11 protein-coding genes are annotated in these 14893 nt (G+C 63.1%); 9 read left to right on the top strand and 2 right to left on the bottom strand.

Going from position 1 to position 14893, the window contains the following annotated elements; genetic code table 11:
- The first annotated feature begins 47 nt into the window (after positions 1–47).
- The 4 genes from BM275_RS13070 (at position 48) to ccoM (ending at position 1471) form a co-directional block, all read left to right on the top strand.
- Positions 48–344 carry an aspartate-semialdehyde dehydrogenase gene (locus BM275_RS13070; RefSeq protein ID WP_090521698.1) on the top strand — a complete coding sequence of 99 codons (297 nt, stop codon included), beginning with the start codon at positions 48–50 and terminating at the stop codon, positions 342–344.
- Between the two features lies 1 nt (position 345).
- Positions 346–963: an alpha-ketoglutarate-dependent dioxygenase AlkB family protein gene (locus BM275_RS13065; RefSeq protein ID WP_090521596.1), complete on the top strand. Its 618-nt coding sequence runs from the start codon at positions 346–348 to the stop codon at positions 961–963.
- Complete coding sequence (locus BM275_RS22270) at positions 960–1121, top strand: hypothetical protein (protein ID WP_014821192.1); 162 nt, start codon at positions 960–962, stop codon at positions 1119–1121. Before BM275_RS13065 ends, BM275_RS22270 begins: the two co-directional genes overlap by 4 nt.
- Positions 1122–1363: 242 nt before the next feature.
- Entirely contained in the window at positions 1364–1471 is a 108-nt protein-coding gene (ccoM, locus tag BM275_RS22550; protein ID WP_023444473.1) for a cytochrome c oxidase subunit CcoM, read from the top strand.
- A gap of 74 nt (positions 1472–1545) precedes the next feature.
- Here the strand turns inward: ccoM and pulA are convergent, their stop codons facing one another.
- On the bottom strand, positions 1546–4665 hold the full coding sequence (gene pulA, locus BM275_RS13055; protein WP_090521594.1) for a pullulanase-type alpha-1,6-glucosidase: 3120 nt from the start codon (positions 4663–4665) through the stop codon (positions 1546–1548).
- A 233-nt stretch (positions 4666–4898) separates the two neighbouring features.
- A complete protein-coding gene (locus BM275_RS13050) occupies positions 4899–5369 on the bottom strand; it encodes a MaoC family dehydratase (protein ID WP_014821189.1) in 471 nt (156 codons plus the stop codon).
- Between the two features lie 276 nt (positions 5370–5645).
- Here BM275_RS13050 and fadD2 point away from each other — a divergent pair, with 276 nt between their 5' ends.
- From fadD2 to BM275_RS13025, 5 genes are all read left to right on the top strand, one after another.
- Positions 5646–7334 (top strand): long-chain-fatty-acid--CoA ligase FadD2, encoded by a 1689-nt coding sequence (gene fadD2 / locus BM275_RS13045; RefSeq protein WP_023444471.1) that lies wholly within the window; start codon positions 5646–5648, stop codon positions 7332–7334.
- A 224-nt stretch (positions 7335–7558) separates the two neighbouring features.
- The gene (gene fadD1 / locus BM275_RS13040; RefSeq protein WP_023444470.1) at positions 7559–9250 is read left to right on the top strand and encodes a long-chain-fatty-acid--CoA ligase FadD1; all 1692 of its coding nucleotides are present in this window, start codon (positions 7559–7561) and stop codon (positions 9248–9250) included.
- A 175-nt stretch (positions 9251–9425) separates the two neighbouring features.
- Positions 9426–11111 carry a methyl-accepting chemotaxis protein gene (locus tag BM275_RS13035; protein ID WP_090521696.1) on the top strand — a complete coding sequence of 562 codons (1686 nt, stop codon included), beginning with the start codon at positions 9426–9428 and terminating at the stop codon, positions 11109–11111.
- Positions 11112–11294: 183 nt separating this feature from the next.
- Positions 11295–12980 (top strand): methyl-accepting chemotaxis protein, encoded by a 1686-nt coding sequence (locus BM275_RS13030; RefSeq protein WP_090521592.1) that lies wholly within the window; start codon positions 11295–11297, stop codon positions 12978–12980.
- A gap of 268 nt (positions 12981–13248) precedes the next feature.
- The gene (locus tag BM275_RS13025) at positions 13249–14856 is read left to right on the top strand and encodes a M28 family metallopeptidase (RefSeq protein ID WP_090521588.1); all 1608 of its coding nucleotides are present in this window, start codon (positions 13249–13251) and stop codon (positions 14854–14856) included.
- The last annotated feature ends 37 nt before the right edge of the window (positions 14857–14893 follow it).

The raw sequence follows: 14893 nt of genomic DNA, 5'->3' as shown, positions 1-14893 counted from the left end.
AGTTGGCCGGTGCCGCGCCGATTCATCGGTAAAGAGGGGTAATGAGCATGCTGCCACCCATCCCATCAGGCGTATTCCCGGTCAACGCCCAGCAGGACGTGGTCAAGCCGCGCCCGGAGATCGCACCGGTGGCACCCGTGCAGCCGAGCCCGGACGAAAGTGCGGTTACCCTCGACCGACGTCATCCGCAGGAGAGCGCCGAGATGCTGCGCGACGAGCAGCGGCGGCGTCAGCGCCGGGGTTATACCCCGGAGGAACTGGCGACCGGAGAGACTGATGAGCAGGACCAGGCCGAGCTCGAAGAGCTGCCGCGCCAGGGACTCTGGGTTGACGTCGAGGTCTGAGGTGTTCACGAACGACCCGAGCCACGCTTCATCGATCGAGTTGCCGGACGCCGCACTGGACTACTACCCGGGGTGGGTCGACAGCGAAACCGCCGATGCCTGGCTGGAGAAGCTCGTCAGCGCCACGCCCTGGTCGCAGCCCGAAATCCGAATCTATGGCCGCCAGGTTGCAGTACCACGCATGGTCGCCTGGTACGGCGACGCGGACGCCAGGTATCGCTATTCCGGCCTGCGACATGATCCGCTGGCCTGGACACCGCTGTTGCGCGACATCCGTGAGCGTCTGCAGCACGAGACCGGTCAGCGCTTCAACGGTGTGTTGCTGAACCTGTATCGCGACGGACGCGACGCCATGGGCTGGCACAGTGACGATGAGCCCGAGCTGGGCGATTGCCCCACTGTCGCTTCGCTGAGCTTGGGCGCTGAGCGGCGCTTCGATCTGCGGCGCAAGGGCAGTGGGCGGATTCAACACTCGCTCGTCCTCGCACATGGCTCGCTGCTGGTCATGAGGGGCATGACGCAGCATCATTGGCAACACCAGATCGCGCGGACCAGCAAGGTGCTGCAGCCGCGCCTCAACCTGACCTTCCGCCTGATCGAGACGAGGCCGAGCAAATGAGCAGCGACGAGAAGTTGATCGACTTCAGTGCAGAGCGCGCAAAGCGCATTCACGACCTCAACGACAAGCGCCTCGAGGAGATGCGCAAGACCTTCGAGCAGGTCCTGCCGCTGGGCAAGGCGAAGAAGAAGGGCAAACGCTCTCCGAAGAAGCGTTAATCGCGCCCCCCTTCAACATTGCACAGATCGATTCGCTATTATCCGCTCGGCTCTCACCACACTTCTGCTGCTGCCCCTGCCGTTTTTCGCCTCAAACACCCCTGTTTTCTTGACCTGGATCAGTCGTTGCTCACGGCTGTGCGCGCTGCTTTGTGGCCATTGACCCGGGTCAATTTTTTTAGGGGGGAGCGGGTTTAACTTGAACCCATCGAATAGCGAATCAGGTTTCGGAGGTAGGTCTCATGTTTGTCGATGATGTGGTGCTCGCAGGGGTGGTCACGGTCGGCCTGATGGTCGCCTTCCTCGGAGGCTTCGGATATTTCATCTGGCGGGATGCGCACAAGAAGTAAGCGATTCCCGGCAGATTCAAAGAGCACGCAAGGCATTTAGGCGACCTATGGTCGCCTTTTTTTTTGCGCGCGATTTACCGACGTGCCTGAGGTTGGGCGAACACGATCGTCGTGAACGCCGGTACCTCGAACTCCCCACTGGTGACCTTGGCCTGGCGGCTGATCGGGTCGACCGAACCCTTCAGCACCGGGTGCAACTCGTAGCCGTCCGCGCCCGGCAGGCGAACCGGCCTGTCCGAGGCATTGATCACCACCATCAGCGAGCTGTAGCGGCGGTCCAGATCGCGGCCGTCACGCGGACCATCGGCCAGGCTGAAGGCGATCACGCCGGGCTGCTGTTCGGGGCCAGTGTTGTGAAACTGTAGGCGCCGTTGCACCTCGCGGGCGCTGTCGAGCTGGAACAGTGCGCTGTCGCTACGGATTTTCAGCAGCTCGAGGAAACGTCGTTTCGCCGCGACGATGTCGGTGGTGCCCGGTTTGGCCTGCGGGTCGACAATGATCCTGCGAATCAGCGGCCAGTTGTCGCCGTCCTTGTCCGCGCGCGGCAGGCCCTTGTTCCAGTTGTTGTCCTGATAGCTGAAGTCCACCGCATTGAACCAGTCTCCCGAATCGTAGCTGTCGCGCTGCATGGACTTCGATCGCAGGATGTCCGAGCCGAGATGGATGAACGGCACGCCCTGGCTGAACAGCGGCACCGACAGCGCCACCATGTGCAGGCGCACCCTGTCGGCAACCGACAGGCTGCTGGCCAACTTGTACTGGTTGTTGTCCCACAGCGTTTGGTTGTCGTGCTTGGAGACGTAATTGACGGTTTCCTGCGGGTCCAGCGTATAGCCGGCGGGCTGGCCGTTGTAGTCGATCTCGCTGCCTTTGCGCGTGCTGCCGTCGGCGGTCACGAATTGGAAGTCGCGTAGCCCGCCAGCAATGCCGACGCGGATCAAATCGGTGGCGTGCAGCAGTTGCGCTTTTTCCTGAGCCCCGGCGCCGCTCAGCTCGTTGGGTCGCAGATAGAGCCCGTTGGCGAAGCCCTGGTTGCGGCGAATGCTGTCGCCGCCGTCGAAGGGGCTGCCGCCACGGACTGCATCACGTTGCCGGTCGTTGAAGGTACCTACTCCGGTACCGGCCATGTTCAGCTGGTTGGCATTGATGCCGCGTGCATTGCCGGCGACCTCGCCGAACTCCCAGCCTTCGCCGTAGAAATAGGTGTCGCGATCGATGCGGCGAACGGCGCGATACGCGTCGACGATCTGCTCGCGCATATGGTGACCCATCAGATCGAAGCGAAAGCCGGCGATCTTGTAGTCGCGTGCCCAGACCTTCAGCGAGTCGATCATCAGCTTGGCCATCATGCGATGTTCGCTGGCGGTGTTCTCGCAGCAGGTCGAGGTTTCCACCGCACCGGTAGTCGGGTTGCGGCGGTGGTAGTAACCGGGTACGACCTTGTCCAGGACGGACTTGTCGGCCAGGCCGGAAGCGTTGGTGTGGTTGTAGACCACGTCCATCACCGTGGCGAGGCCATTGCCGGCCAAGGCCTGCACCATCTGGCGGAACTCGATGATGCGCTGCACGCCTTCGGCATCGCTGGCGTAGCTGCCCTCGGGCGCGGTGAAGTGGAAGGGGTCGTAGCCCCAGTTGAAGTCATCCAGGCCGCGCAGGTCGTTGTACAGCGATTGCGCCTGACCGCTGGCCGGGTCGAAGCCCTCTAGCACCTGACGGATGCTCGCTGCGCCACAGTACTGCGCCCAGCGCTCCCGGGCCGCATCCGACAGGTCGCAGAGCTTGGCGAAGGGGGCGTCCAGGTTGATCCGCCGAGCGGGGTCTTCGTCGATGGTCGCGATGTCGAACACCGGCAGCAGCTGCACGTGGGTGAGCCCTGCCTTCTGCAGGTCGCGCAGGTGCCGCATGCCGTTGCTGTTCTGGTGGGTAAACGCTGCGTAGGTACCGCGCAGCGCGGCCGGCAGGCTGGTGTCGCTGGCGCTGAAGTCGCGCAGATGGGTTTCGTAGATCACGCTCGCTTCGGGGCGCTCCGGGTTTGGCGGACGCACGGCATCCCAGCCAGCTGGCTTGAGGTCGCCGGCGTTCAGGTCGACGACCTGGGCGTACTGGCTGTTGCGCGACAGGCTCAGGGCGTAGGGATCGCTGACGAGCGTCGTCTCGATCCTGCCGGTGCTGGGTCGGTAGGCGGTGACTTCGTACTGGTAGTACTGGCGATCCAGTGCGTGTGGGCCTTCCAGGCTCCAGACGCCGAGCCGTTCCCGCATAGGCTTCGGATAGCCGGGTAGCAGTCGTTTGGACGCATCGAAGACGTGCAGGCGAACCCGCTGTGCGGTCGGTGCCCAGAGCTTGAAGGACACACCTCTGGCATTGAGCGTCGCGCCCAGCTCGCCGTTGTAGGCGAACAGCATGTCGAGGATGCCGGCGGTCTGCACTTCGGTGGCGTCGATGACCCGGTCGTCCGCGTCGTAGGCGATTACCACCAGCTGGCTCATCACGGCGCGGCGAATGTCTTTCACACCTGTCGTGATTCGGTAAGCGGGGGCATCGACCAGATGCGGGTGTTGGCGCCTGAGGCCATTGCGCAGGCTGGACGGCTGCATCGCCAGGGCCCGCCCGCCGCTGACGGTACGCGCCTCGCCGTCGATGCGGATGCTGGCGTCGCGGTCATAGCGCAGTTCCAAGCGGCTGGCGCCCGGCGCACCGCCCACCAGTGCGAGCGTGAACGGATCAAGCCAGTGCGCCCGCGCGCCCTTGATCGCCACGGCACTGCCACTCAGCGGCGTGCTGGACAGCTGTGGGTTGCCGCTGACCGCGAAGACACGACGGCCCAGTTCATCGAAGCGCCAGGTCAGGTCGCCACCGCCCAGGTCCTTTTCGTCGCCCTTGTGCATGATCAGATTCAGGCAGCTGGCATTGGCGCTCAGTGGAATGCGGTACAAGGCGCCGTACCGCGGGTCGGTATCCACCGCCGCGAGCGGTTGCGCCCAGCTGGTTTCAGTCGCACTTCCGTTGCAGCCGGGGGTATTCCATAGATGTGGTCCCCAACCGTTGTAGTCACCATCGGCGCGCTGATAGTAGAGCAGGGCCTCGTCGGGGCCAGGGTCGAGCGGGGTAGCCGAAGCGGATTGCATGGCCAGTGAGAAGCCGGCAAGGGCGAGCGCCGCCAGGCGCCGATAAGCGATCGAGCGAGTGAGCATGGGTGAGGGTCCCGTTGTTGTTCTTCTTGTACTGCTCGCTGGATGGTCGGCGCGGGGTATCCGATACGCATCCTCCGTTGGGGAACTGCTCGGGGCGTAGGCCAAGGCCGTAATGGCGTTCTGCTTGTCGCCCGTGCCGGGCAGGCGGAGGGATTGCTGGAAATGAAGAGGGCGCCAATCAGGCGCCCTCAGCTTGCCTCCGTCACGCGACGGGACACTGAACGTGGAAAGGCTCAACCGATGGTGATCGGCGGCAACTCCTTCAGTTCTACGGTCTCCTGCTTGCGTGGCGCGAGCACTTCCGCCTCGCCATCGACCACCTGCTCATCGTTCTGGTTGAACACGCGGGTGGCGATGCGCACGCGGTTCTTCGGCAGCTTCTCGAGGATTTCCAGGCGCACGGTCAGGGTGTCACCGATCTTCACCGGGCGGGTGAATTTCATGGTCTGGCCGAGATAGATGGTGCCCGGGCCCGGCATGGTGCAAGCCACGGCGGCGCTGATCAGCGCGCCACTGAACATGCCATGGGCGATGCGTTCCTTGAACAGCGTACCGGCCGCGAACTCGGCATCCAAGTGGACCGGGTTGCGGTCGCCGGACATGGCCGCGAACAGCTGGATGTCCTTTTCCTCTACGTGTTTTTCGAAGCTCGCCTGCTGGCCGACTTCCAGTTCGGCGTAGGGCGTGTTGCTGATGGTGCTCATGGACAGTCCTCAGATGCTGGGGCGGCGCGTCAACTGCTGCGCCTGATCGAATCAGGTACCGCGCAACCGGCACAGCCCGGTACTTGCGCGCTGGGGCTGCATTCTAGAGGCATGCAGCACGATTGTCCCGAGTGCAGGCCGTCCCGGCAGCGTGACGAAAGATTCACGGCAGTGATTTGTGCGGCTTGGACTGTTGCGTCGCGACGCTGACCTGATAAGTTCGCCAGAGCCCGCTGTGCGCGGGCCAGACACTCTCAGGTAAAGAGGCCAATAACAATGCAGCCTGAATTCTGGAATGACAAACGCCCTGCTGGCGTGCCCAACGACATCGATCTAGGTGCTTACCGCTCGGTCGTCGAAGTGTTCGAGCGAGCCTGCAAGACCCACGCGGACCGCCCCGCATTCAGCAATATGGGTGTCACCCTCAGCTACTCTGATCTGGAGCGCCACTCCGCCGCTTTCGCCGCCTGGCTGCAGCACCACACCGATCTGCAACCCGGCGACCGCATCGCCATTCAGATGCCCAACCTGCTGCAGTATCCCATCGCGGTGTTCGGTGCGCTGCGTGCCGGCCTCATCGTGGTCAATACCAACCCGCTGTACACCGCGCGGGAGATGCGCCACCAGTTCCAGGATTCCGGCGCGCGGGCGCTGGTGTATCTCAATACCTTCGGCCACCACGTGCAGGAGGTGCTGCCCGATACCGCCATCGAGCACCTGATCGAAGTGCGCATCGGCGACATGTTGCCGCCGCTCAAGGGCGCGCTGGTCAACGCGGCGGTCAAGCACCTGAAGAAAATGGTGCCGGATTACAGCCTGCCGCAAGCCGTTTCCTTCAAGGATGTGCTGCGCGACGGCGCGCGCCACAGCCACAAGCCCGCGCCGCTGGAACTCGACCACGTCGCCGTGCTGCAGTACACCGGCGGTACGACAGGTGTGGCCAAGGGCGCGATGCTGACCCACGGCAACCTGGTGGCGAACATGCAGCAGGTGCGGGCCAACATGCAGCAGCTGGACGATCAGGGCCACCCGGTCATCCGTGAAGGTCAGGAAGTGATGATCGCGCCGCTGCCGCTGTATCACATCTACGCCTTCACGGTTAACTGCATGTGCATGACGGTGACCGGCAACCACAACGTGCTGATCACCAACCCGCGGGACATCAATGGCTTCGTCAAGGAACTGCAGCGCTGGCAGTTCTCCGCGTTCCTCGGGCTCAACACACTGTTCGTCGCGCTGATGGCTCACCCGCAGTTCAAGAAGATCGACTTCTCCCGACTCAAAGGCACCAATTCCGGCGGTACAGCCCTGGTATCGGCAGTCGCCGAACGCTGGAAGAGCCTGACCGGCTGCACCGTTGTCGAAGGCTACGGCCTGACCGAAACCTCGCCGGTCGTCTGCGCCAATCCTCATGGCGAACATTCGCGCCTCGGCACGGTGGGGCTGCCGGTGCCCGGTACCACGGTCAAGGTCATCGACGACGAAGGCAACGCCTTGCCGCTCGGCGAGCGCGGCGAGCTGTGCGTCAAGGGGCCGCAAGTGATGAAGGGCTACTGGCAGCGTCCCGAAGCTACGGCCGAGGTGCTGGACGAGGAGGGCTGGCTGAAGACCGGCGACGTCGCGGTGATCGACGAGGACGGGTTCGTCAGCATCGTCGACCGCAAAAAGGACCTGATCATCGTCTCCGGTTTCAACGTCTATCCCAACGAGATCGAGGACGTGGTGATGGCCCACCCGAAGGTCGCCGCCTGCGCCGCTATCGGTGTCGCGGACGAGAAATCCGGCGAGGCGGTCAAGCTGTTCGTCGTGCCCAGCGATCCGACCCTCACCCAGCAAGAACTGCAGGCTTATTGCCGGGAGAATTTCACCGGCTACAAGATGCCGCGGCACTACGTTTTCCGCGATGCATTACCGATGACGCCGGTGGGCAAGATCCTGCGCCGCGAGTTGCGTGAAAGCGCCTGATAACGACAGGCGCAGCCCGCAGAGGGCGGCTCAAATTGAGTGACCGGGACATATGTTCCGGTCACTTTATGTCGAATCAACGCGTTCCGGACTCTGTTCGCTCCTGGGCAAAGCTGCTAACCTCGGGCACGCTTTTAGCCCGATTAGTGGTACAAAAGTTAACAAATCACAACAAAACAGCTGCCATCGCGCAGTAATAAAGCTGTTGCTTAGGAGTGGGGTTCATGACCGATAACTTCTGGAAGGATAAGTATCCTGTTGGTGTCTCCAGCGAGATCAATCCCGACGAGTATCAGAACATCCAGGCTGTGCTCAAGCAGTCTTGCGAGCGTTTCGCCGACAAGCCGGCCTTCAGCAATCTCGGCAAGACCCTGACCTATGGTGAGCTGTACAAGCTGTCCGGCGATTTCGCCGCCTATCTGCAGCAGAACACCGATCTTCAGCCCGGCGACCGTATCGCCGTGCAGCTGCCCAACCTGATCCAGTACCCCATCGTGGTGTTCGGGGCCATGCGCGCCGGCCTCATCGTGGTCAACACCAACCCGCTGTATACCGCGCGGGAAATGGAACACCAGTTCAACGACGCCGGCGCCAAGGCGCTGGTCTGCCTCGCCAACATGGCGCATCTGGCCGAGGAAGTGCTGCCCAAGACCGGCATCAAGCACGTGGTCATCACCGAAGTCGCCGACATGCTGCCGCCGCTCAAGCGCATGCTGGTGAACGCGGTGGTCAAGCATGTGAAGAAGATGGTCCCGGCCTACAGCCTGCCGAAGGCGGTCAAGCTCAACGACGCGCTGGCCCTGGGCCGTGGCAAGGCAGTGCGGGACGTATCGCCAAGCAGCGATGAAGTCGCCGTGCTGCAGTACACCGGCGGTACCACGGGCGTCGCCAAGGGCGCGATGCTGACCCACCGCAACATTGTGGCCAACATGCTGCAGTGCAAGGCGCTGATGGGGTCGAACCTCAATGACGGCAGCGAGGTGCTGATCGCCCCTCTGCCGCTCTACCACATCTACGCCTTCACCTTTCACTGCATGGCGATGATGCTCAGCGGCAACCACAACATCCTGATCTCCAATCCGCGCGACCTGCCGGCGATGATCAAGGACCTGTCGAAGTATCGCTTCAGCGGCTTCGTCGGCCTCAACACGCTGTTCGTGGCGCTGTGCAACAGCGAAGACTTCCGCAAGCTGGATTTCTCCGCGCTCAAGGTCACCCTGTCGGGCGGCATGGCGCTGCAGCTGGCGACGGCCGAGCGCTGGAAACAGGTGACGGGTTGCCCCATCTGCGAAGGCTACGGCCTGACCGAAACCAGCCCGGTGGCCTCGGTCAATCCGATCGAGCACATCCAGATCGGCACCATCGGCATTCCGGTTCCTTCGACGCAGTTCAAGGTCATCAATGACGATGGCCAGGATCTGGCGCAAGGCGAGATCGGCGAGCTGTGCATCAAGGGCCCGCAGGTGATGAAGGGTTACTGGCAGCGCCCCGAGGCCACTGCCGAAGTGATCGACGCCGAAGGTTGGTTCAAGTCGGGCGATATCGGTGTCGTTCAGGAAGACGGTTACATCCGCATCGTCGACCGCAAGAAGGACATGATTCTGGTCTCCGGTTTCAACGTCTATCCCAACGAGCTGGAAGACGTGCTTGCCGGTCTGCCAGGGGTGCTGCAGTGCGCCGCCATTGGCGTGCCGGACGAGAAGTCCGGTGAGGCGATCAAGCTGTTTGTGGTGGTCAAGCCGGGGGAGAGCCTGACCAAGGAACAGGTCATGCAGCACATGCACGATAACCTGACCGGCTACAAGCGCCCGAAGTCAGTGGAGTTCCGCGACAGTCTGCCGACCACCAACGTCGGCAAGATCCTGCGCCGTGAGTTGCGTGATGAAGAGTTGCGCAAGCTGGGCCACAAGAAGTAGGTACTCGTACCTTGACGAAAAAACCCCGCCTCGGCGGGGTTTTTTCGTTTTTGCGAACAGCGTGCATCGGCAGCGCCCGTCACAGCTTGAATTAGCGCTTGGTAGCGTTCTCCTCGTGATGTAGTCGGTGGCACAATGGCACTACTTAACCGCGTTTTTCATGGGGGATTTCCAGATGCTGTCATCACTACGATTGCGAGTGAAACTGCTCTTGCTTGCCCTTGGCCCGATTCTGCTGCTCGCTGTCCTGCTCAGCGGCGTTGCGGTGATCGAGCTGCAGGATCTGGCTGACCAGCAGGAAACGCAGACCCGCGCCGGTCTCATCCGCGACCGACGCGCCGAACTCGAAAGTTACGTGCAGCTCGCCCGCAATGCGATTGCGCCGATCTATGAGCGCTCCGCCGAAGGCAACCTGCAGGCCCGCGATCAGGCCGTGGCGCTGCTGGAAGGGCTGACCTACGGCCGCGAGGGCTACTTCTGGGGTTACGACGGGCAGTCCGTTCGCGTGTTCCAGGGCGCGACCCGCGAGCGTATCGGTGAGAACTTTGCCGACTTCAAGGACCCGAATGGCGTGTATGCGATTCGTGAACTGGTCAAGGCGGGTCAGAACGGTAGCCACTACGTCGACTACAGTTTCGCCGTGCCGGGCAGCAATGCACTGGTGCCCAAGGTCGGCTATGCCGAGTACCTGCCGAAATGGAACCTGGTATTCGGCACTTCGCTGAACCTGGATGACGTCGAGCGCGATGTCGGTGAGGCTCGGGCAGCCTTCCAGGCGCGCATCGACAGTCTCACGCTGATCATGCTTGGATCCGCGCTGCTGCTGCTCATCCTCGTTGCCGTGCTCGCGGTGCTGATGAGCAATGCCATTCTGCGGCCGCTGCTGCAGATCAAGCAGAACCTCGACGACATGGCCGAGGGCGATGGCGACCTGACTCATCGCCTGCCGGTTACCAGCCGTGACGAGCTGGGTGAGCTGTCGGCATCGTTCAACCGCTTCGTCGAGAAGATCCACGTGCTGGTGCAACAGGTCGCTGGAACCACCGCGCAGCTGACCGGCCTGGTGGGTGAAGTCGCCAGCCAGGCACAGCGTTCGGAGCACGCCATGGCCGATCAGCGCAGCGAAACCGACCAGGTGGCCACGGCAATCAACGAGATGTCGGCCGCTGCCCACGAAGTGGCGATGAGCGCCCAGCGTGCCGCCGAGGCCGCACGCGAAACCGATCAGGAGGGCCTTGCGGCCAAGCAGGTCGTAGACCAGAGCATTCACCAGATTCACGAACTGGTGGGCGAGCTGCGCGGCAGCGGCGAGTCGCTGGAGGGGCTGCAACAGGACGTGAAAGGCATCGTCGGCGTGCTCGACGTGATTCGTGCCATTGCCGAGCAGACCAACCTGCTGGCGCTCAATGCCGCCATCGAGGCAGCCCGTGCCGGCGAGGCGGGGCGTGGCTTCGCGGTGGTGGCTGACGAGGTAAGGGCGCTGGCCAGCCGCACGCAGCAGAGCACCGGCGAGATTCAGGGCATGATCGATCGCCTGCAGAACGCAACTTCGAACACCGTCAGCACCATGCTGCGCGCCGGTGAGAAAGGCGAGAGTACCCGTGATCACGCCAATCAGGCCGGGGAGTCGCTGGATGCCATCTCCGCACTGATCGGCACCATCAATTCGATGAACGCGCAGATCGCCGCCGCCGCCGAAGAGCAGACCGCCGTGGCCGAGGAGATCAACCGCAGCGTGCACCATATCGCCGACGCGGTGGACGGTGTGGCCAGCGATGCCGCCCAGGGCGCGCAAACCGCACGTGAACTCAATGGTCTGGCGGAACAGCTCCAGCGGCTGGTGGGACAGTTCCGTATCTGATCGATAAGCCGCTCTAGGACGGGCCATTGCGAAACCCTGCCAGGCAGGGTTTCGTCGTTCATGGGGTAAAGAAAGCTCCCGCCAGGTCGACAACCCGAAGGTACTTGCGCAATTGGTGCTTAAGTGGCGCCTGTTTTTTGTCGCAATTTCTCTTGCTACAAGTACCTAAAGGAATCGATCAGAATGCTCTCCAATCTTCGTTTACGAATGAAGCTGCTGTTGCTCACGCTGGGCCCGATTCTACTGCTCTCCATCCTCCTCAGCGGCATCGCCGTCTATGAATTGCGCGCACTGGCCGAACAGCAGGAAGAGCACACCCGCAAGAGCCTCATTCAGGATCGGCGTGCCGAGCTCAAGCATTACGTCGAGCTTGCGCGCAATGCCATCGGGCCGATCCACGAGCGCTCCGCCGAAGGCGACATGCAGGCGCGCGATCAGGCGGTGGCCATTCTCGAGCGGATGTCCTATGGCAAGGACGGCTATTTCTGGGGCTATGACTCCCAGGCCGTGCGCATCCTGCAGGGCAACACCAAGGACAAGATCGGCCAGAGCTTCTACGACTACCGTGACCCGAACGGTGTCTACGCCATTCGCGAGCTGGTGCGCGCCGGCCAGGACGGCAGCCACTACGTCGACTACAGCTTCGTGCTGGGTGACAGCAGTGTGCTGGTGCCCAAGGTCGGCTATGCCGAATTCCTGCCCAAATGGAACATGGTCTTCGGCACATCGTTGAACCTGGATGGCGTCGAGCGCGACGTGCAGGCCGCGCGGGCAGAGTTTCAGGAGCGCATCGACGGGCTGGTAGCCATCATGCTGGTTTCGGCGTTCGCGCTGCTGGCGTTGATGGCGCTGCTAGCCGTCTTCATGAGCAATGCCCTGCTCAGTCCGCTGCTGCTGATCAAGCGCAATCTGGATGACATGGCCCAGGGCGACGGCGACCTGACCCAGCGACTACCGATCACCAGCCAGGATGAACTGGGTGAGCTGGCCATGTCGTTCAACCGCTTCGTCGAGAAGATCCATTCACTGGTACAGCAGGTCGCCGGCACCACCACGCAATTGAGCGGGCTGGTCGGTGCGGTGGCCAGCCAGGCGCAGCGCTCGGAACAGGCCATGGCCGACCAGCGCAGCGAGACCGATCAGGTCGCCACGGCGATCAACGAGATGTCGGCCGCGGCCCACGAGGTCGCGATGAGCGCCCAGCGTGCCGCCGAAGCAGCGCAGCAGACCGATCAGCAGGGCGTTGCGGCCAAGCAGGTAGTCGATCAGAGCATCCGCCACATTCACGAACTGGTGGGCGAGCTGCGTGGTAGCGGTGAGTCGCTGGAAGGGCTGCAGCAGGACGTGAAAGGCATCGTTGGTGTGCTTGACGTGATCCGCGCCATCGCCGAGCAGACCAACCTGCTGGCGCTCAATGCGGCCATCGAGGCAGCCCGTGCCGGTGAGGCAGGTCGCGGTTTCGCCGTGGTCGCCGACGAAGTACGTGCCCTCGCCAGCCGTACCCAGCAGAGCACCGGTGAAATCCAGGGCATGATCGACCGTCTGCAGAGCGCCACTTCCAACACCGTCACCACCATGTTGCGCGCTGGCGAGAAAGGCGAGAGCACCCGTGACCAGGCCAACCAGGCCGGTGAGTCACTGGATGCCATCTCCGCACTGATCGGCACCATCAACTCGATGAACGCGCAGATCGCCGCCGCCGCCGAGGAGCAGACCGCCGTCGCGGAAGAGATCAACCGCAGCGTGCACCACATTGCCGATGCGGTGGACGGTGTGGCCAGCGACGCCGCTCAGGGAGCCCAGACCTCCCGCGAGCTGAATGGACTGACCGTGCAGCTGCAGCAGCTGGTCGGTCAGTTCCGAATCTGATTCGACGTTCTCCGGCCGCAGGTGCAACGCCTGTCGCCGTTGCTGAACAGCGCTGATTCCAGCGCCGCTCCGCCAGGTGCCACTGAAGCGCCTCGATGAAGTTCCCTCCAACCCGATCAACGGTGCTACCGGCGGGCGGCTGTCTCAGAACCGAGACGGCGGCCGTTCGGTCTAGCTCCCTATGGCCGCGTCCGCTGAAAGCAGTAGGGGACGATGGCGCAAGCCACAGGCGGCCTGCCCATCAATCCGTTGCAAGGATGAGTTACCCATGCACAAAAAAAACAATGCTGTTCGGGTAGTTGCTTCTCTCGCATTACTTACCGGCAGCGTCGCGTTTGCGGCGCCGCAGGTAGACACCCTGCAATTCAACGACTTCTGGACGCCGGACAAGCCCAACGCGGCGTTGTGCCGTTCGCCCTTGCTGGTCGGCACTCCGGTCGGTTTGCCGCGCTGCATGCAGGCGAGCAACGTCATGAAGCACCTGGAGGCGTTGCAGGACATCGCCATGATGAACGACGGCAATCGTGCGTCCGGTCAGCCCGGTTATCAGGCGTCGATCGACTACGTGCGCAGCCGCCTGCAGCGCGCCGGTTATCGCGTCGAAGTGCAGGCCTTCCCGTTCCTTGCGTTCTATCCGGTCAGCCCCGGCACGCTGAGCGCCGTGGCGCCGCAGCCGGCCCAGTACGTCTGGGAGGAGGATTTCACCTACGCCGATCAGACCGATCCGGGCAATGTCACCGCACCGGTGGTGCCGGTCGACCTGGCTCTCGGCGCTGGCAACACCTCCACCAGCGGCTGTGAGCCCGAGGACTTCGCCGGCTTCCCGGCCGGTGCCATTGCCTTGATGCAGCGCGGCGCCTGTCCATTCGGGCAGAAGGCTAGCAATGCCGCGTCGGCCGGTGCGGCTGGCGCCATCATCTTCAACCAGGGGGACACCGAGGACCGCAAGGGGCTGCTGGTCGCAACCCTGGGCGAGGACTACAGCGGCGGCATCCCGGTGATGTTCTCGACCTACGATAACGGCGTGGCCTGGTCGCAGACCGCGGGGCTGCAACTGAGCATGAACGTCGACGTGATGCGCGAGCAGACCGAGACCTACAACCTGCTGGCCGAAACGCGCCGCGGCGATCCGGGCAACGTGGTCATGGTCGGCGCGCACCTGGACTCGGTGTTCGAAGGGGCGGGCATCAATGACAACGGCTCGGGCAGCGCCGCGCTGCTGGAAATGGCGCTGCTGATGAGCAAGGCGCGGCCCGAAAACAAGGTGCGCTTTGCCTGGTGGGGTGCGGAGGAATCCGGCCTGGTGGGCTCGACCTACTACGTCACGCAGCTACCGGACGAGGAGAAACAGCGCATCAAGGCCTATCTGAACGTCGACATGATCGGTTCGCCGAACTATGCCAACTTCATCTATGACGGCGATGGCTCCGACTTCGGCCTGCAGGGGCCACCCGGCTCGGCCGCCATCGAACGCCTGCTGCGCACCTACTTCCAGCTGCGCAACGCGCCGTCTGAAGGCACCGAGATCGACTTCCGCTCCGACTACGCGCAGTTCTTCGAGGACGGCATCGCCTTCGGCGGACTGTTCACAGGCGCCGAGGACATCAAGACCGAGGAGCAGGCGCAGCGTTACGGCGGCGCAGCCGGCCAGCCGTTCGATCCGTGCTATCACAACGAATGCGACAACCTGGGCAACATCTCCACCGAGGCGCTGGAGTTGCACGGTGACGCGCTGGCCTTCGCCACCAGCTGGCTGTCGCTTTCGACCCGGATGATTGATGACGAGATCGCCGCGGCGGCGGCGGAGCAGAGCATCGGCAGCATGCGCATCCAGCAGGTGCAGGAGAAGTCGCGCTGGGGTCACTGGATCCGTTGATCGGCTGAACACCGCGCCGGCATGCCGGCGCGGTCCC

It is taken from the genome of Stutzerimonas kunmingensis (assembly GCF_900114065.1).
Lineage (GTDB): Bacteria > Pseudomonadota > Gammaproteobacteria > Pseudomonadales > Pseudomonadaceae > Stutzerimonas > Stutzerimonas kunmingensis.
Note: the sequence above shows the minus strand (reverse complement) of the source record. Positions and strands in the feature narration are given on the sequence as shown.

What these genes read in the sequence shown, in the direction of transcription:
- BM275_RS13070 (WP_090521698.1), top strand. Translation starts at nt 48, where the DNA reads ATGCTGCCACCCATCCCATCAGGCGTATTCCCGGTCAACGCCCAGCAG.
- BM275_RS22270 (WP_014821192.1), top strand. Translation starts at nt 960, where the DNA reads ATGAGCAGCGACGAGAAGTTGATCGACTTCAGTGCAGAGCGCGCAAAG.
- ccoM (WP_023444473.1), top strand. Translation starts at nt 1,364, where the DNA reads ATGTTTGTCGATGATGTGGTGCTCGCAGGGGTGGTCACGGTCGGCCTG.
- pulA (WP_090521594.1), bottom strand. Translation starts at nt 4,665, where the DNA reads ATGCTCACTCGCTCGATCGCTTATCGGCGCCTGGCGGCGCTCGCCCTT.
- BM275_RS13050 (WP_014821189.1), bottom strand. Translation starts at nt 5,369, where the DNA reads ATGAGCACCATCAGCAACACGCCCTACGCCGAACTGGAAGTCGGCCAG.
- fadD2 (WP_023444471.1), top strand. Translation starts at nt 5,646, where the DNA reads ATGCAGCCTGAATTCTGGAATGACAAACGCCCTGCTGGCGTGCCCAAC.
- fadD1 (WP_023444470.1), top strand. Translation starts at nt 7,559, where the DNA reads ATGACCGATAACTTCTGGAAGGATAAGTATCCTGTTGGTGTCTCCAGC.
- BM275_RS13035 (WP_090521696.1), top strand. Translation starts at nt 9,426, where the DNA reads ATGCTGTCATCACTACGATTGCGAGTGAAACTGCTCTTGCTTGCCCTT.
- BM275_RS13030 (WP_090521592.1), top strand. Translation starts at nt 11,295, where the DNA reads ATGCTCTCCAATCTTCGTTTACGAATGAAGCTGCTGTTGCTCACGCTG.
- BM275_RS13025 (WP_090521588.1), top strand. Translation starts at nt 13,249, where the DNA reads ATGCACAAAAAAAACAATGCTGTTCGGGTAGTTGCTTCTCTCGCATTA.